Annotated in this window: 17 protein-coding genes; 15 read left to right on the plus strand and 2 right to left on the minus strand. The window is 66.7% G+C overall.

What is annotated here, in order from left to right:
• Positions 1 to 16 precede the first annotated feature (16 nt).
• The 13 genes from WKW79_RS23150 (at position 17) to WKW79_RS23210 (ending at position 13,135) form a co-directional block, all read left to right on the plus strand.
• Positions 17 to 2,143, plus strand: coding sequence for a 3-hydroxyacyl-CoA dehydrogenase NAD-binding domain-containing protein (locus WKW79_RS23150; protein ID WP_340337556.1), 2,127 nt, complete (start codon positions 17 to 19; stop codon positions 2,141 to 2,143).
• A gap of 75 nt (positions 2,144 to 2,218) precedes the next feature.
• Positions 2,219 to 3,400, plus strand: coding sequence for an acetyl-CoA C-acyltransferase (locus WKW79_RS23155; RefSeq protein WP_340337557.1), 1,182 nt, complete (start codon positions 2,219 to 2,221; stop codon positions 3,398 to 3,400).
• 15 nt (positions 3,401 to 3,415) lie between these two features.
• Complete coding sequence (locus WKW79_RS23160; protein ID WP_340337558.1) at positions 3,416 to 4,612, plus strand: acyl-CoA dehydrogenase family protein; 1,197 nt, start codon at positions 3,416 to 3,418, stop codon at positions 4,610 to 4,612.
• A 13-nt stretch (positions 4,613 to 4,625) separates the two neighbouring features.
• Positions 4,626 to 5,768: an acyl-CoA dehydrogenase family protein gene (locus tag WKW79_RS23165; protein WP_340337559.1), complete on the plus strand. Its 1,143-nt coding sequence runs from the start codon at positions 4,626 to 4,628 to the stop codon at positions 5,766 to 5,768.
• Positions 5,765 to 6,577 (plus strand): oxepin-CoA hydrolase, alternative type, encoded by an 813-nt coding sequence (locus tag WKW79_RS23170; RefSeq protein WP_340337560.1) that lies wholly within the window; start codon positions 5,765 to 5,767, stop codon positions 6,575 to 6,577. Before WKW79_RS23165 ends, WKW79_RS23170 begins: the two co-directional genes overlap by 4 nt.
• On the plus strand, positions 6,574 to 7,785 hold the full coding sequence (locus WKW79_RS23175; RefSeq protein ID WP_340337561.1) for a CaiB/BaiF CoA transferase family protein: 1,212 nt from the start codon (positions 6,574 to 6,576) through the stop codon (positions 7,783 to 7,785). The genes WKW79_RS23170 and WKW79_RS23175 overlap by 4 nt, the downstream gene beginning before the upstream one ends.
• 165 nt (positions 7,786 to 7,950) lie before the next feature.
• On the plus strand, positions 7,951 to 8,475 hold the full coding sequence (locus tag WKW79_RS23180) for an RpiB/LacA/LacB family sugar-phosphate isomerase (RefSeq protein ID WP_340337562.1): 525 nt from the start codon (positions 7,951 to 7,953) through the stop codon (positions 8,473 to 8,475).
• A gap of 5 nt (positions 8,476 to 8,480) precedes the next feature.
• The gene (locus WKW79_RS23185) at positions 8,481 to 9,275 is read left to right on the plus strand and encodes a FadR/GntR family transcriptional regulator (protein WP_340337563.1); all 795 of its coding nucleotides are present in this window, start codon (positions 8,481 to 8,483) and stop codon (positions 9,273 to 9,275) included.
• Positions 9,276 to 9,287: 12 nt separating this feature from the next.
• Positions 9,288 to 10,229, plus strand: a complete 942-nt coding sequence (gene rbsK, locus WKW79_RS23190; RefSeq protein ID WP_340337564.1) for a ribokinase — start codon at positions 9,288 to 9,290, stop codon at positions 10,227 to 10,229.
• Positions 10,226 to 10,909, plus strand: coding sequence for an amino acid ABC transporter permease (locus WKW79_RS23195; protein WP_340337565.1), 684 nt, complete (start codon positions 10,226 to 10,228; stop codon positions 10,907 to 10,909). The genes rbsK and WKW79_RS23195 overlap by 4 nt, the downstream gene beginning before the upstream one ends.
• Positions 10,906 to 11,577 (plus strand): amino acid ABC transporter permease, encoded by a 672-nt coding sequence (locus WKW79_RS23200; RefSeq protein WP_340337566.1) that lies wholly within the window; start codon positions 10,906 to 10,908, stop codon positions 11,575 to 11,577. Before WKW79_RS23195 ends, WKW79_RS23200 begins: the two co-directional genes overlap by 4 nt.
• Positions 11,574 to 12,299 carry an amino acid ABC transporter ATP-binding protein gene (locus tag WKW79_RS23205; protein WP_340337567.1) on the plus strand — a complete coding sequence of 242 codons (726 nt, stop codon included), beginning with the start codon at positions 11,574 to 11,576 and terminating at the stop codon, positions 12,297 to 12,299. Before WKW79_RS23200 ends, WKW79_RS23205 begins: the two co-directional genes overlap by 4 nt.
• A 32-nt stretch (positions 12,300 to 12,331) precedes the next feature.
• Positions 12,332 to 13,135 (plus strand): transporter substrate-binding domain-containing protein, encoded by an 804-nt coding sequence (locus tag WKW79_RS23210; protein ID WP_340337568.1) that lies wholly within the window; start codon positions 12,332 to 12,334, stop codon positions 13,133 to 13,135.
• 37 nt (positions 13,136 to 13,172) lie between these two features.
• Here the strand turns inward: WKW79_RS23210 and WKW79_RS23215 are convergent, their stop codons facing one another.
• Both WKW79_RS23215 and WKW79_RS23220 read right to left on the minus strand, forming a co-directional pair.
• Positions 13,173 to 13,682: an RrF2 family transcriptional regulator gene (locus tag WKW79_RS23215; RefSeq protein ID WP_340337569.1), complete on the minus strand. Its 510-nt coding sequence runs from the start codon at positions 13,680 to 13,682 to the stop codon at positions 13,173 to 13,175.
• A gap of 49 nt (positions 13,683 to 13,731) precedes the next feature.
• Positions 13,732 to 14,112: a cupin domain-containing protein gene (locus tag WKW79_RS23220; RefSeq protein ID WP_340337704.1), complete on the minus strand. Its 381-nt coding sequence runs from the start codon at positions 14,110 to 14,112 to the stop codon at positions 13,732 to 13,734.
• Positions 14,113 to 14,415: 303 nt separating this feature from the next.
• Here WKW79_RS23220 and WKW79_RS23225 point away from each other — a divergent pair, with 303 nt between their 5' ends.
• Together WKW79_RS23225 and WKW79_RS23230 are read left to right on the plus strand one after the other, a co-directional pair.
• A complete protein-coding gene (locus WKW79_RS23225; protein WP_340337570.1) occupies positions 14,416 to 15,627 on the plus strand; it encodes an NAD(P)/FAD-dependent oxidoreductase in 1,212 nt (403 codons plus the stop codon).
• A gap of 106 nt (positions 15,628 to 15,733) precedes the next feature.
• Complete coding sequence (locus WKW79_RS23230; RefSeq protein WP_340337571.1) at positions 15,734 to 17,386, plus strand: sigma 54-interacting transcriptional regulator; 1,653 nt, start codon at positions 15,734 to 15,736, stop codon at positions 17,384 to 17,386.
• Positions 17,387 to 17,399: the final 13 nt, after the last annotated feature.

A 17,399-nucleotide genomic window follows, 5' to 3' on the forward strand; every position in this document is an offset into this window, starting at 1 on the left:
GCCCCTGGAGACACCCATGACCACCGTTCCCGCCCCCGCCGATGTCGTACGCAGCGCCCGCCACGGCGACGTGCTGTGCATCACCATCGCCAACCCACCCGTCAATGCCATCTCCTCGGCCGTGCGCCGTGGCCTGAAGGCGGCCGTCGAGGCCGCCGATGCCGATGCCGGCGTGAAGGGGATCGTCATCGTGGGCGAGGGCGGCAACTTCGTGGCTGGCGCTGACATCCGCGAATTCGGCCAGGCCCCGCAACCGCCTTCGCTGCCCGAGGTCTGCAACCGCATCGAAGCCTGTGGCAAGCCGGTAGTCGCCGCCATCCGCGGTGCCGCGCTGGGCGGCGGGCTGGAGATTGCGCTGGCCGCGCACTACCGCGTGGCTTTGCAGGACGCCAAGCTGGGCCTGCCCGAAGTGCAACTGGGCCTGATGCCCGGTGCCGGTGGCACCGTGCGCTCACCGCGCCTGGTTGGCGCGCAGGCTGCGCTGGACTTGATGCTCAGCGGCCGCCACGTCAAGGCCGGGGAAGCGCTGTCGCTGGGCCTGGTGGACGAATTGGCTACGGGCGAGGATGCACAGGCCGCAGGCCTGGCGCTTGCCAGCAAGTTGCTCGCGCAGGGTGCCGGCGTGCGCCGGACCGCTGACGCACAGGGCCTGGCCGACCGCGCCGCCGCGCAGGCCGCCATCGATGCCGCCAGGGCCGACACGGCGAAGAAGTCGCGCGGCCTGTTCTCGCCCATGAAGATCGTCGAGGCCGTGCAGGCCGCGCTCGACAAGTCCTTCTACGAAGCCGTGAAGCTGGAGCGAGAGGCTTTCCTCGCCTGCATCGACAGCCCGCAACGCGCCGGCCTCATCCATGCCTTCTTCGCCGAGCGCGAAGTGGCCAAGGTGCCCGAGGCCAAGGCCGCGCAGCCGCGCAAGCTGGAAAGCGTGGGCATCGTCGGCGGTGGCACCATGGGTGCGGGCATTGCCGTAGCTGCGCTCGATGCGGGCTTCCCGGTGGTGATGGTCGAGCGGGACCAGGTCTCCATCGATCGTGGCCGCGCCAACGTCGAGAAGGTCTATGACGGCCTGGTCGCCAAGGGTCGCATGACGGCCGAGGCCAAGGCCACGGTGATGGCCCGCTACACCGGCAGCACCGACTACGCTTCCTTCGCCGGCGTGGACCTGGTGATCGAAGCGGTGTTCGAGGACCTCGAGGTCAAGAAGGCCGTGTTCAAGGAGCTGGACCGTGTGTGCAAGCCCGGCGCCGTGCTGGCGACCAACACCTCCTACCTGGACATCGATGCCATCGCGGCCAGCACCTCGCGCCCACAGGACGTGGTCGGCCTGCACTTTTTCAGCCCGGCCAACATCATGAAGCTGCTGGAGATCGTGGTGCCGGGCAAGGTCAGCGCCGACGTGGTGGCCACCGCCTTCGTGCTGGCCAAGCGCATGAAGAAGGTGGCTGTGCGCGCCGGCGTGTGCGATGGCTTCATCGGCAACCGCATCCTGGCTGTGTACCGGCAGGCCGCGGACCACATCCTTGAAGACGGTGCCAGTCCCTACGAGATCGATGCCGCAGTGCGTGCTTTCGGCTACCCGATGGGACCCTTCCAGGTCTCGGACCTGGCGGGCGGGGACATCGGCTGGGCCACTCGCAAGCGCAGGGCGGGCACGCGTGACCCGAAGGCGCGCTACGTCGAGGTGGCCGACCGCATCTGCGAGCGCGGCTGGTTCGGGCAGAAGACCGCCCGCGGCTATTACCTTTATCCCCAGGGCGCGCGCGCGGGCCAGGAAGATCCTGAAGTCCTGGCGATCGTCGATGCTGAACGGCAGAAGAAGGGCATCACGCCACGCAAGTTCACGGTGGACGAAATCATGCGCCGCTACATGGCCGCGATGGTCAACGAGGGCGCCAAGGTGGTGGCCGAAGGCATCGCGCTGCGGCCGCTGGATGTGGACGCGACCTTCCTCTATGGCTACGGCTTTCCGCGCCATCGCGGCGGCCCGATGAAGTACGCCGACACCGTGGGCCTGCCGAAGATCCTGGAAGACATCCGCACCTTCGCCAAGGACGATCCGCTGTTCTGGAAGCCCGCGCCGCTGCTCGAAAAGCTCGTGGCCGAGGGCAAGGACTTCGCCAGCCTCAACCAGCCGCAGGGCTGAATCACATCCGTCCATGCCGCATCCCCCAAGGTCGGGGGAGGGCGGCGCTCACCCAGAAACTTCAAGGACAAGTCCATGCGCCAGGCCGTCATCGTCTCCACCGCCCGCACGCCGCTCACCAAGTCGCACCGCGGCGAATTCAACATCACCCCCGGCCCGACGCTGGCCAGCTTCGCCGTGCGCGCCGCGGTCGAGCGCTCGGGCATCGACCCGGCCTTGATCGAGGACGCAATCCTTGGCTGCGGGTATCCAGAGGGCATCACCGGCCGCAACATCGCGCGGCAGGCCATCATCCGCTCCGAGTTGCCGCTCAGCATCGCCGGCACCACGGTCAACCGCTTCTGTGCTTCGGGCTTGCAGACCATCGCCATGGCTGCGGGGCGCATCGTGGTGGACGGTGCGCCCGCCATGATCGCGGGCGGGGTGGAAAGCATCTCCGGCATCCGCACCCGCGAAGACGGCAACTCGGGCATGGACCCGTGGATCGTCGAGCACAAGCCGGCGCTGTACATGGAGATGATCGACACCGCCGACATCGTGGCGCAGCGCTACGGCATCAGCCGCGAGGCGCAAGACCGCTTCTCGGTGGACAGCCAGCGCAAGACCGCAGAAGCGCAGGAGGCCGGCCGCTATCGCGAGGAGATCGTGCCGGTGACCACCACCATGGCGATGACGAACAAGGAGACCGGCGAGGTCAGCAAGAAGCAGGTGACGGTGGACCACGACACCTGCAATCGCGCCGGCACCACCTACGAGTCGCTGGCCAAGCTGGCGCCGGTGAAGGGCGCCGACAGGTTCGTCACCGCGGGCAACTCCTCGCAACTGTCCGATGGCGCCAGCGCCTGCGTGATGATGGAAGCAAAGGAGGCCGAGCGCCTGGGCCTGCAAGCGCTGGGCGCCTTCCGCGGCCTGGCGGTGGCCGGCTGCGAGCCTGACGAGATGGGCATCGGCCCGGTGTTCGCGGTGCCCAAGTTGCTGAAGCGCTTCGATCTCAAGGTCGAGGACATCGACCTGTGGGAACTCAATGAAGCCTTCGCTTCGCAATCCATCTATTGCCAGCAGACGCTGGGCATCCCGGCCGAGCGGCTCAACGTGGACGGCGGCGCCATTTCCATCGGCCATCCCTTCGGCATGACGGGCGCACGGCTGGCGGGCCACATCCTGTTCGAAGGCCGCCGCCGCAAGGCCAAGTGGGGCGTGGTGACGATGTGCATCGCCGGTGGCATGGGCGCGGCAGGCCTGTTCGAGATTTTCTGAAGAAGAGGCCTTCACATGGATCTGAAGTTCACCCCCGAAGAAGAGGCCTTCCGCAGCGAGGTGCAGCAGTTCCTGCGCGAGAAGTTGCCCGAGCGGCTCTCGCACAAGGTCCGGAACGGCCTGCGCCTGACGCGCGAGGATTCGGTGCAGTGGCATGCCATCCTGCACGAGCGCGGCTGGCTGGCCAACCACTGGCCGCGTCAGTACGGTGGCCCGGGATGGAGCGCGGTGCAGAAATTCATCTTCGAGCACGAGTGCGCGCTGGCCGCTGCGCCGCGCATCGTGCCCTTCGGCGTCAGCATGCTGGGGCCGGTGCTCATCAAGTTCGGTAACGAGGCACAGAAGCAGCATTGGCTGCCGCGCATCCTGAACGGCGACGACTGGTGGTGCCAGGGCTACTCGGAGCCCGGCTCCGGCTCGGACCTGGCGTCCGTCAAGACGACAGCGGTGCGCGACGGCGACCACTATGTCGTCAACGGACAGAAGACATGGACCACGCTGGGCCAGCATGCCAACATGATCTTCTGCCTGGTGCGCACCAACAAGGAAGCGAAGGCCCAGTCGGGCATCAGCTTCCTGCTCGTCGACATGAAATCGCCCGGCGTGGAAGTGCGGCCGATCATCACGCTCGACGGCGAGCATGAGGTCAACGAGGTGTTCTTCAACGACGTGCGGGTGCCGGTCGAGAACCTGGTGGGCGAGCAGGACAAGGGCTGGACCTGCGCCAAGTACCTGCTGACCTATGAGCGCACCAACATTGCGGGCGTGGGCTTCTCCGTCGCGGCGCTGGAAAAGCTCAAGCGCATCGCATCGAAGGTGCAGCGCAACGGGCGACCGCTGGCGCAGGACCCGCTGTTCGCCACGCGGCTGGCCCGGGTCGAGATCGACCTGGAGAACATGAAGACCACCAACCTGCGCGTGATCGCCGCCGTCGCCGGTGGCGGCGTGCCGGGCGCGGAAAGCTCCATGCTCAAGATCCGCGGCACCGAGATCCGGCAGGAGATTTCCTCGCTGGCGCGACGTGCCATGGGACCGTATGCGCAGCCTTTCATCGAAGCCGCGTTGCACGAGGGCTGGGACGAGGCACCGGTCGGACCGGCCGAGGCCGCACCGCTGGCTGCGCAGTACTTCAACAACCGCAAGCTGTCGATCTTCGGCGGCTCCAATGAGATCCAGAAGAACATCATCTCCAAGATGATCCTCGGCCTGTGAGGCGCACCACACCATGAATTTCGAACACACGGAAGACCGCCGCATGCTGGCGGACTCGCTGGACCGCTTCATCGCGGAACAGTACGGCTTCACTTCGCGTGACCACATCGCCGGCAGCGACGAAGGCTTGAGCCGTGCGCATTGGTCGCAACTGGCCGAGATCGGCGCACTGGGCGCGTTGTTTCCCGAAGAGGTGGGCGGCTTTGGCGGCGCCGGTTTCGACGTGGCCGTCGTCTTCGAGAGCCTGGGCAAGGGCCTGGTGGTCGAGCCCTTCCTCGGCGCGCTGGTCGTAGGCCGCGCCATCGCGAAGGCCGGCAGCGATGCGCAGAAGGAAGGCATCGCCTCGCTGATCGACGGCAGCACCATCGCCGCGCTGGCGCACGAGGAGCCGGGTTCGCACTACGAGTCGACACGCGTTGCCACGCGCGCTGAGCGATCCGATGACGGCTGGTCGCTGAGCGGTGCCAAGGCGGTCGTGGTGCAGGGCGAGCAAGCGGGCTTGCTGCTGGTGTCGGCGCGCACCGGTGGCGCCGATGGCGATGCGAAAGGCCTGTCGCTGTTCCTCGTCCCGAGCGACGCGCCGGGCTTGAGTTGGCGCGGCTATCCCCGGATCGACGGCGGGCGTGCCGCGGAACTGCTCCTCGACAGCGTGCGCGTACGTGCCGATGCATTGCTCGGTGCAGAGGGGGAGGGCGCCCCGGTGCTGGAGCATGCCGTCGGCTGGGGCCTGCTGGCGCTCGCCGCCGAATCGCTGGGCGCGATGGAAGTCGCCAAGCGCGACACACTCGAGTACCTCCGGATCCGCAAGCAGTTCGGCGTGCCGCTTGGCAGCTTCCAGGCGCTGCAACACCGCATGGCCGACCTGCTGCTGGAGATCGAGCAGGCGCGCTCGGCCGTCATCAATGCGGCTGCCGCGATCGACGGCAGTGAGCGCATCGATCGCGAGAAGGCGCTGTCCGCGGCCAAGTACAGCATCGGTCGCATCGGCACCCGCGTTGCGGAAGAATGCATCCAGCTGCACGGCGGCATCGGCATGACCTGGGAACTGCCGCTGTCGCACTATGCCAAGCGGCTGGTGATGATCGACCATCAGCTCGGCGACGAAGACCATCACCTGGCGCGCTACATCGCGCTGGGCCAGGAGACTGTGCAATGAATGACACCGCAACCATCCCTCCCATCCTCGTGCGCCGCGAAGGCCCGGTGTTGGTGCTGGCCATCCACACGCCCGGCAAGCGCAATGCCATCAGCCCGGGGCTGTACGGCGCGCTGGCCGACGCACTGGCATCGGCCGCGGACGATGCCACCATCGGCTCGGTGGTGCTGACCGGCGCCGATGGCTACTTCTGTTCGGGCGGCGACCTGAACACGCTCGCCACGCGCCGTCTGCTCACGCCCGAGCAGCGGCGCGAGAAGCTCGAAGGCCTGCATGGCCTGGTGCGCCTGCTGCGCGACTTTCCCAAGCCCATCGTCGCGGCGGTGGAAGGCGGCGCGGCCGGTGCTGGCCTGTCGATGGCGCTGGGCTGCGACCTGCTGGTTGCCGCGCGTGACGCGACCTTCTCCGTCGCTTATGTGAAGGTGGGCCTGACGCCCGATGGCGGTGCGACGGCCTTCCTGGCGCAGGTGCTGCCGCGCCAGTTCTTGACAGAGATGTGCCTGACCGGCGACCGCATCGGCGCCGAGCGCCTGCATGCCTTGGGCGTGGTCAATCGGCTCACCGAAGCAGGCGGTGCGGATTCCGAGGCCATCGCGCTGGCCACGCGGCTGGCGGGCGGACCCGAGCAGGCGATGGCGCGCATCAAGACGCTGTGCCGCGAGGCGGTGTCGAGCACGCTGGATGCGCAGCTCGACCGCGAAGCCGAATTCATGGTCGAGGCGCAGGGCAGCGCCGAATCCGCAGCGGGCATCGACGCCTTCCTGGCCAAGCAGACACCCGATTTCACGCGCTTGCGAGGCCCGCGTTGAGCGCGGCCGGCGCATCGCGCCTGCCACTCACCGGCGTGCGCGTGCTGGACCTGTCGCGCGTGCTGGCCGGCCCCATGTGCGCGCAGGCGCTGGGCGACCTCGGCGCGGAAGTCATCAAGATCGAGCACCCCGGCCGCGGCGACGACACGCGCGACTGGGGCATTCGCGTGGGCTCGCGCAACACGGCTTACTTCAACAGCGCCAACCGCAACAAGCAGTCTGTGGGCGTGGACCTGCAGAAGCCTGAGGGCCAAAAGCTGGTCCGCGAGTTGGCTGCGAAGAGCGACGTGGTGATCCAGAACTTCAAGTTCGGCGGCATCGCGAAGATGGGGCTGGACTATGAGTCCCTGAAGGCGATCAACCCTGGCCTGGTCTACTGCTCCATCACCGGCTACCGCACCGATGGTCCGGAGGCCGCGCGCCCGGGCTACGACCTGGTGGTGCAGGGCGAGGCCGGCCTGATGGCGCTCAACGGCGAGGAGGGGCAGGGGCCGCTGAAGTTCGGCGTGGCGGCGGTGGACATGTTCACCGGCATGTACGCCGCGCAGGCGATCCTCGCAGCCCTGTTCGACCGGCAGCGCACCGGCGAGGGCCGGCATGTCGAGATGGCCCTGTACGACTGCGGCCTGATGATCACGGCCTACTACGGGATGGAGGCGCTGCTCATGGGCAACGACCCGCCCAAGTACGGCAACGCGCACCCGTCCATCGTGCCCTATGGCGTGTTCGATGCGGCCGACGGCCCGGTGGTCATCACGGTGGGCAACAACGCGCAGTTCCAGCGCTTCTGCACCGACGTGCTGGAGCGTCCGGACCTGGCGGCCGACGAGCGATTCACCACCAATTTAGCCCGCTCGCAGAACCGCCATGTGCTATTGCCAGAACTGCGCGCCGAACTGGCCCGTCGTCCACGCGAACTATTGCTGGCACGCATGACAGCCGCCGGCATCCCCTGTGGCGAAGTCCTGGGCCTGCTGGAGGCCTTGCAATCGCAGCGCAGTGCGGAGGCCGGTCTGCTGGCCGAACTGCCCAACCCCGAAACGGGCAGCGTGCAGGTCCTGGCGCCACCGTACCGCATCGATGGCCAGCGCATGCCCGTGCGCGCCGCGCCGCCGCTGCTCGCGCAGGACACCGAGCGCGTGTTGGGCGACCTGCTGGGCATGGATGCGGCGGCCATTGCCGCGCTCCGGCAAGGCGGGGTCCTGTAGCTTCGTCCAACCAGAAGACCCTCGGGCGACTTCGCCCGATCGGGCAAGTGCTGTTGACAGCCTGCAAGGCGCTGGTCTAGCCTTGGTAATACCACGGTAAGGCAACTGGGCGAACGCCGATATGGCGCACGTCGAGACAGCGACTGAAGTGAAAGGGTCAATCCGATGGCTGAAGACGAAGCACGTTCACCGCACGCGATCGCGGTACCCCGTTGGCCGGCGATTGGCCTCGCGAACGATCACGCCGGATTCCTCCTGAAAGGGTTCGTCGCTGGCGTTCTCGCCCAACACTGCGATGAAGTCTTCGATGTCGGAGCGGCCTCCGATTCGCCGGTCGACTTTCCGGACGTCACGCGCAATGCGATCTCTCTCATTCGCGAGGGAAAGGTCAAGCGGGTCATCCTCGTCTGCGGCACAGGCGCGGGCGCCTGCATCGCGGCAAACAAGTTTCCAGGCATTCGTGCGGCGGTCTGCCACGACACCTTCGTGGCTCGGCAAGCCGTCGAACATGACGACGTCAATGTTCTATGCATCGGCGCCTGGATCGTGGGGCCCCAGGTGGCCCGCGACGTCATCGACACGTTCCTTGCATCGGAGTTCAGGACGGAAGCGCATTTCCGCCGCCGCGTGGAGAAGCTTGCGGACCTGGAGCGGGAAGCGGCGCAGTTCCTGAACCAGGGAAGCAGATAGGTTCCATGGTCGAGTCAGTCCGCGCGATGAGCAAGTCGATCAAGATCGTCCAGCAGGACGACGCGAACGAGGATGGATACGACCGCGTGCTGTCCTTTCTTCGGGACCAGCTGCTGACAGGCCGCTTGAAGACGGGCGATCGACTCCTGCCGGAACGTGACCTCGCCAGCGCGCTCGGCGTCAGTCGGCCGGTCATCCGGGAGGCGCTGAGGGCGCTGGCAACCTTGGGTGCGGTCGAGATCCGGCGCGGCTATGGGACGGTGGTCCGGGAGCCGGACTTCACTGCACTTGCCGACTACTTCAGCCTGGTCCTCGCGCAGCAAGCGGGCGCCGTCGACGATGTGATGCAGGCGCGCATCGCGATCGAGCGACAGGCGATCCGCCTGGCGTGCGCTCGTGCGCTTGCACCGGACCTGGAGAAGATCTCGCAGGCCTTGCAGGCCATCAAGGAAACCATCGACGATCCGGTGCAGGGCGGCGCAGCGGACTTTCACTTCCACACGATGATCGTGGAGGCGGCCCACTCCCCGGCGCTGTCCAGCGTCTACGCAGCCGTCGCCAAGTTGCTCCAGCAGTCGCACATGGAGCGCAGGCAGTTGATTGCGAACGTCCCCCAGGTCGACTCCTATCTCATCGACCATCACGAGGCGATCATGTTGGCGATCAGGCGCAAGAACGCATCCGAAGCGGATGCGCTGCTCGCCGAGCACTTCGAGATCGGTGCGAACCTGCGCGAGGACGCCGCGGTCGCAAAGGCGCAACGACTCGGCCGGAAGCGCATCGCGCGGCGGGTCTCCTGAGAGGGCGTTCGCATGACACAGCCAGACGGTCCCGGGATCATCGTGTTCGGCAGCCTCAACATGGACCTGATGGTCCGCGTGGAGAGAGCCCCGCGTGGTGGAGAGACGCTGCGAGGACTTGGGTTCCTGGCGAACCCCGGCGGGAAGGGTGCCAACCAGGCTGTAGCCTGTGCTCGACAAGGCGCACGCGTTGCCATGGTGGGATGTGTGGGGCACGATGACTTCGGCGAGGCCTTGCGCAATGCCCTCGCTTCGGATGGGATCGACGTCACCAACGTCCGCAGCGCCGGGGAAACCACCGGCGTCGCTATCGTGATGGTCGACGGCGAGGGAGAGAACCGCATCACCCTGGTTCCTGGCGCCAATGATTTGCTGAAGGCGGATCCCGAGGTCCTTGGACGGGCAGTCGCTGGACAGTTCCTGCTGTTGCAGTGCGAAGTGCCGATGGACGAGGTTGTCCTTGCGGCGGAGATCATGCATGCGAAGGGCGCGATCGTGGTGCTGAACCCCGCGCCCGTTTGCAAGCTGCCCGACAAGCTCTGGTCCCTGGTCGACGTCATCGTCATGAACGAGATCGAGGCCTCGGAACTGGCCCGGATTTCCGTCGTGGATGCCACCAGCGCGGGCGCGGCGGCGACGTCGATCCGCCGTCGAGGCCCGTCGACGGCGGTGGTGACGATGGGAAGTCAAGGGGTGGTTGTCGCGGACGACCGCGGCTGCCGTCACTTTGCCGCGCTGGCCGTACGAACGGTGGACACGACGGCCGCGGGCGACACCTTCATTGGCGCCATGTGCGCCGCACGTGCGGCCGGACAGTCCACGGACTCCGCCGTGATGCGCGGGATCCAGGCCGCCACGCTGTGTGTCACCCGGGCGGGCGCACAGGCATCGATACCGCGCGACCACGAGCTGGACCATGTGCAGCAGGTGGGACCGCCCTCAGCGCTTGCATGACCTACAAGTTCGACTTCACCAGCGTGCTGGCGCAATGGCCGCTGTTCCTGCACGGCGCCTGGCTCACACTCAAGTTGTCGCTTGCCGCGACGCTGCTCGGCCTGCTCATCGGCACGCTCTGCGCGATCGGCCGTGGCAGCCGCAACCCGGTGGTGGCGCGCGCTTGCGCGATCTACGTCGAAGCGATCCGCAACACCCCCTTGCTCGTGCAGATCTTCCTGGTGTACTTCGGGCTCGCCAGCATCGGGCTGAAGGTGCCAGCGTTCATCGCCGCGGTGCTGGCCATGGTCATCAACGTGGGCGCCTACACCACCGAGATCATGCGCGCCGGCATCGAGTCGATCCACAGGAGCCAGATCGAGGCCGCGGAGTGCCTTGCGCTCTCGCGCGCGCAGGTCTACTGGCACGTGATCCTGCGCCCGGCGATGGAGCGGGTCTATCCCGCGCTCACCAGTCAGTTCGTGCTGCTGATGCTCGCCACGTCCATCACATCGCAGATCTCGACCGAAGAACTCACGGCCATCGCGAACAGGGTGCAGTCGGACACCTTCCGCTCTTTCGAGACCTATGCCGTGGTGGCGGTGTTCTACCTCCTGCTGTCCCTCCTGATGCGGGGTGCCTTCTGGGCGGCGGGACAGGCCCTGTTCACCCGTCGTCGCAAGCTGGGCACGCCGCTGTGAACATCGCCTTCAACTCGAATCACCTCGTGTTCCTGCTGCAAGGAGCAGGTTGGACCCTGGTGCTGTCGCTCATCGCATTCGTCGGTGGCGGGCTGGTCGGGTTCATCGTGGCCCTGTGCCGCATCTCGCCCATCGGGCCGCTGCGCTGGCTGGCGACAGCCTACGTGCAACTGGTGCAAGGCACGCCGTTGCTGATCCTCATGTTCCTGGCTTACTTCGGCCTCAGCATCGTCGGCCTGAGCCTGCCGGCCCTGGTGGCCGCCGGCATCTCGATGACGATCTACGTCAGCGCCTATATCGGGGAGATCTGGCGTGGTTGCATCCAGGCTGTGCCGCGCACGCAGTGGGAAGCCGCCGAGTGCCTTGCGCTGTCCAGGGTGCAGCGGATGGGCCTGGTGGTGCTGCCACAGGCCTTGCGCATTGCGACTCCACCCACGGTGGGCTTCATGGTGCAGATCGTCAAGAACACGTCGCTGGCCTCGGTGGTCGGCTTCGTCGAGTTGGCGCGCGCCGGCCAGGTGGTGAACAACTCGCTGTTCGAGCCCTTCCTCGTCTACATGCTGGTCGCGGGCCTGTACTTCCTGCTGTGCTTCCCGCTGTCGTGGTGGAGTCGGCAACTGGAGCGCCGCCTGCTGGTGGCCCATCGCGTGGAGGTTGCCGCGGCATGAGCATCATCCTGCTCGACAACGTGCACAAGAGCTTCGGTGCGCTGAAGGTGCTCGACGGCGTCAGCTTCAGCGTGAACAAGGGCGAAGTGTTTGCCATCATCGGCCGAAGCGGTTCCGGCAAGAGCACCGCGCTGCGCTGCATCGATCGCCTGGAGCACATCGACCAGGGCCGCATCCAGGTGTGCGGCCACGAGGTGAGCGACCCCCGGCTCGACCTGCGCCAATTGCGCCGGGACGTGGGCATCGTCTTCCAGAGCTACAACCTGTTCCCGCACCTCACGGCCGCCGAGAACATCGCGCTGGCGCCGCGGCACAGCAAGGGCAAGACGCGCGCCGAGGCGAAGGAGTTGACCGCGCGCGTGCTCGCGCAGGTGGGGCTGTCCGACAAGGCCCAGAGCTATCCCGAGCAACTTTCAGGCGGCCAGCAGCAGCGCGTGGCCATCGCGCGCTCGCTCGCCATGGAGCCGCAGGTGATGCTGTTCGACGAGGTGACGTCGGCCCTCGACCCGCAGCTCACCGGCGAGGTGCTCAAGGTCATGGCCGACCTGGCTGCCGGCGGGATGACCATGGTGCTCGTCACCCACGAAATGGCCTTCGCGCGCAATGTGGCGGACACCACGCTGTTCATGCACAAGGGCCGCGTCTGGGAGCAAGGTGGCCCCGGCATGTTCGAGCGGCCGCAGACGGCGGAACTCCGGCAGTTCCTCGCCGCTGGTCTTTGAAGGTTTTTTTGCCCGCAACCACTGGAGACAACATGATGAGCCCCAAGAGCCTGTTCCGCCGCGCATTGCTTCTGGCCGCCCTGTCGACGACCCTGTCCGGCGCACAGGCCGACACGCTGGACAACATCCGCGCGGCCAAGAAGATCCGCGTGTCGATCGACCTCGCCGTGCCGCCCTCGGGGATGACGGATGCGAGCATGAAGCCGACCGGATCGGACTACGACGTGGCCGTGCTGCTCGCCAAGGACCTCGGCGTGGCGCTGGAAGTGGTGCCCACGGTCGGCGCCACCCGCATTCCGAACCTGCAGACCGGCAAGGCGGACATCATCATTTCCACCCTGGCCTGGACCGCCGAGCGGGCCAAGGTCATCGACTACTCGGTACCGTACGCCCCACAGATCTCGCTGGTGGGCGGCGTGAAGAGCCTCAACGTGAAGAGCATGGCCGACCTGGCCGGCAAGAGTGTGGCGGTCAATCGCAGCACCACGCAGGACACCGACCTCACGCAGAACGCCAAGGGCGCCACCGTGGTGCGCTACGACGACGACGCCGGCGTGATCACGGCCGTGGTGACCGGCCAGGCCGACCTGGTAGGCACGTCGAATGCCCTGTTCCAGACCATGGTGCAGAAGGCGCCGAACCGGCAGCTCGAGCAGAAGTTCGTCCTGCGGGTCAACGACCTTGGTATCGGGGTGCGCAAGGAGGATCCCGCCCTGCTGGCCTGGGTGAACGACTGGGTGAAGGCGAACCATGCCAATGGCAGGTTGAACGAGATCTTCAAGAAGTACCACGGCACCGAGATACCCAGGGACGTGGTGGAGAAGTGGGTGAAGTAACGGCCCACGACGTCGGGGGCGCAGCGGCCCCCTGGACTCAAGACGGGGTTGTCCGGCTCTGCATCCAGCGAACGACGTGATTGCCATAGCTGCGCGGGGCCTTGGCGCCCGTGCGGGCTGCGATGTCGGCCAGCGTCTGCGATGCGAGTGCCTCGCGCATGCGCTTTTCGGCATCGAGCATCACCGCATGAATCGAACAGACGCCAGCCGTGGCCCAGCGCGGCGCCTGGCCATCGAAGACCGCGCAGCGCGTGCGGATCTCGCGGCATTCGAACAGTGGCTTGACGCCATCGATGGCATTCACCACGTCAAGCACGGTGATCTCGTTCGCGGGCTTGGCCAGCCGGAAGCCGCCGTTCTTGCCTTCGGTGGAAACCGTCAGTCCGGCCTTCCCCAGTTTGGTGAAGAGCTTGGCCACATAGTCGACGGACACGCCTTGCAGTTCCGCCAGGTTGCGCACGCTCGCGACCTCGACGCCGGTGGGCGGGCCTGACAGGTGCAGCAGGCAATGCAATCCGTACTCGACCCCAACGCTGATGTGACTCAATGGCTCTCCGGAGATGTAGGAAACGCAAGCCGGGCATGGTAGCCGACAGCTACTTCTTCTTGTCGAACTCGACCAGGTCCTTGTCCTTGCTGTCCGCGACGAAGATCGCGAGCAGCTTTGCGGGCTCGGTGGCGCTCGCGTTCTCGCTCAGGCTGTGGTGCGTGCCGGGCACTTCGGTCCAGCTTTCGCCAGCGCGAAACACCTGCTCCTTGCCGTCGTTGAGGCGGCTGCGGATGGCGCCCTCCAGCACGTAGCCCACGACAAAGGCCTTCCCGTGGCGATGCGCGGGCGTCTTGCCACCCGGCGGATAGCTCACCACCAGCGCCGTCATCGTCTTGCCGGGGACGTTGGCAATGGCGTGGGAGAAAGCCGGTGCGATCGCTTCGCGAGGTGCTTCGGGGCCTGCGGCCATCACGGAGGTCGTAGCCATGATGACGGCGCTGGCCGCAATCCATTGCGTCAGCGCTCTTGAACGGACATTCATTTCAGTCTCCTTGCACAACAAAAAGGATGAATCGACCGGTCCTCTCCGGACCTGCGGCAACTGCCATGTTGCGCATGGTATCAAACAAGGACAAAGTTTGTCGTAGTTGGTTCTTGCCTTATTTAACTACGACTCGTAGAGTCGCCGTATGACGCTGGGCGACATGCCCCGTCATGAAGACCGGGCGGCGCGCGTCCATCACGATCCGCCGACGGAAACCACCGAATCACCCAACACTGGAGCATCGAAATGACACAACGAATCCTGGTTGTAGGCGCCGGGTTTGCCGGCATGTGGAGCGCCTTGAGTGCCGCGCGTGCGCTCGACCTGGCGGGCAAGGCTGACGGGTCCGTCGAAATCCTGCTGGTGGCGCCGGAACCGGCGCTGCATGTGCGCCCGCGCTTCTACGAACCGCCGGTGGAAGCGATGAAGGCGCCGCTGAGCGCTGTATTCGCCGCCGCTGGCGTGCGCTACCAGCAGGGCAGGGTGGGGGCGATCCGCACGGGCAGCCAGGAGGTCGATGTCGTGGATTCCCACGGCGCCAGCACAAGCCTTGCGTATGACCGGCTCGTGCTGGCCGCGGGAAGCCGCCTGTTCCGGCCGTCGGTGCCGGGCCTGCGCGAGCATGGCCTGAGTGTCGACCAGTTCGAGGAAGCGGTGCAACTCGACCAGCACCTGAGGAAGCTGGCGAACCTGCCTTCGACGCGCGCCCGCAATACCGTGGTGGTGGTGGGCGGGGGATTCACCGGGATCGAGACCGCGGCCGAGATGCCCGCGCGCATCCGGAAGATCATGGGCGGGCAGACGGAAGCGCGGGTCGTGATCATCGAGCGGGAAAGCGCCATCGGGCCGGAGCTTGGCGCGGGTCCTCGGCCGGTGATCGAGAAGGCGTTGAGGGACCAGGGCGTGACCTGGAAGCTCGGGACTTCCGTGGAGAAGATGGATGCCGACGGACTGCTCACGTCCACCGGTGAACGCATCGAGGCCATGACCGTGATCTGGACCGGCGGGATGCGAGCGACCGACTTGACCGAGCAGATTCCGGGTCGACGGGATGCGATCGGCCGCCTCCATGTGGACCGGAACCTGGCGGTGACCGGCGTGCCGAAGGTCTTTGCCACGGGGGACGCGGCGTTGGCGGCGACGGATGACGAGGGCAATTTCGCCCTGATGTCATGCCAGCACGCGATGGCGCTGGGTCGTTCGGCGGGCCACAACGTCGCGGCCGACCTGCTTGGCCTGGAGAAGATCCCGTACAGCCAGCCGAAGTACGTGACCTGCCTGGACCTCGGTCCCTGGGGCGCCGTCTACACCGAGGGCTGGACGCGGGAGGTCAAGATGGAGGGGGCGAAGGCGAAGGCCCTGAAGCACCAGATCAACACGGAGTGGATCTACCCGCCATCGGCCGAGCGCGCGGAGATCCTCGTAGCGGCCGATCCTCGCCGGGTGGTCGTGGCCTGAAGGCGTCGGCGAAAGCTGCCACGCGACGCACTGGGGTAAGCGATCGGTGATTTGCCGGAGAACGCCTTAGCATGCGTGCAGCATTCAGAACGACTCAGGAGACAACGTGGGAGAACTGCTTTCTCTCCTGCGCTTCAACGCCGGTTCAGGCCACATCTGGCTGGACGAGCAGCGCATGCTGCTGTTGCACGCGCAGGCATTCCGGGAACTGCGGCGTGCGCTGCTCGACACGCTTGGGGTAGAGCGCGCGCGGGCCTTGCTCGTGCACATGGGATTCGCCTCCGGTCAGCGCGATGGCGAACTCGCCGTGAGGGAGCGCCGCGCCGGCATGCGCACCGAGGACGCCTTCATGCTGGGGCCGCGCCTGCATTCCATCGAAGGCATCGTACATGTCGAGAAGGTCCATCTCGAGATGGACCTGGCCACGCAGCATTTCTACGGCGAGTTCCTCTGGGAGAACTCCTGGGAGTGCGAGGCGCACGTGGCCGACTTCGGCTGTGGGGAAGACCCGCAGTGCTGGTCGCAGATCGGCTATGCGTCCGGCTACACCAGCGCCTTCATGGGACGGCTCATCGTCTACAAGGAAACCGAGTGCAAGAGCATGGGCGACAGCCGATGCCGCATCGTCGGCCATCCGGCCGAGGAGTGGGCCGATGAGCGCTACCTGAGCTACTTCCGACAGCACCGGATTGCCGAGCGCCTGATCGAGTTCAACCTCGGCATGGAGCATGTGCGCAGCTTGCAGCCGCGCCGCGAATACGACCAGAAGCTGGTGGGCGTGTCGCCGGCCTTTCGCGCGGCGTTCGATCTGCTGCGCACGGCTGCCAACAGTGCGATCACGGTGCTGCTGCTCGGGGAAACCGGCGTCGGCAAGGAACTGTTCGCCCGCTGGCTGCACGACAACGGCCGGCGCGCGAACCAGCCCTTCATCGCCGTGAACTGCGCGGCCATTCCGGCCGACCTGATCGAAGCCGAATTGTTCGGCGTGGAGAAGGGCGCCTACACCGGCGCCCACCATGCGCGCGCCGGCCGCTTCGAGCGTGCGAACGGCGGCACGCTGTTCCTGGACGAGGCCGGTGACCTGCCGGCGGCCACGCAGGTGAAGCTGTTGCGCGTCTTGCAGACCGGCGAGGTGGAGCGGCTCGGCGCGGAGCAGCCGATGCGGGTGGATGTGCGCATCGTCGCGGCGACCAATGTCGACCTGCAAGCGGCGATGCGCACCGGCAAGTTCCGCAGCGATCTCTTCTACCGGCTCAACACCTTCCCGATCACGATCCCGCCGCTGCGCGAGCGCACGGCCGACATTCCCGCGCTGGTGACCCGCTTCATCGAGAAGTTCGGCGCGCTCTATGAGAAGAAGCTGCGCGGCTTGACCGACCGCGCGATGCGCGAGGTGCTCCGCCACCCGTGGCCGGGGAACATCCGGGAGTTGGAAAACGCCGTGGAACGCGCGGTGCTGCTGGCGCCGGAACACGGCGAGATCGAAGCGTCCCACCTGTGGGGCACGGCCGCGCAGGCACGCGACGACGGGCGGCTCGACGCGGCCGGCCAGATCACGCAGGGCGGGACCGACGCACTGGATGCCCTGTGCGCGCAGGTGCTCGAGCAGAACATCGACATCGCCTCTCTGGAGCAGCGCCTCATGCAGACGGCGATGCAGCGTGCCAACGGCAACCTGTCGCAGGCGGCGCGACTGCTGGGCATCACGCGCCCGCAGCTGGCCTACCGACTCAAGAAGGAAGGCCTGCCCGCTTCGTAGCGGCGGACGGCAT

Source organism: Variovorax robiniae, from assembly GCF_037889955.1.
GTDB classification, from domain to species: Bacteria; Pseudomonadota; Gammaproteobacteria; order Burkholderiales; family Burkholderiaceae_C; genus Variovorax; species Variovorax robiniae.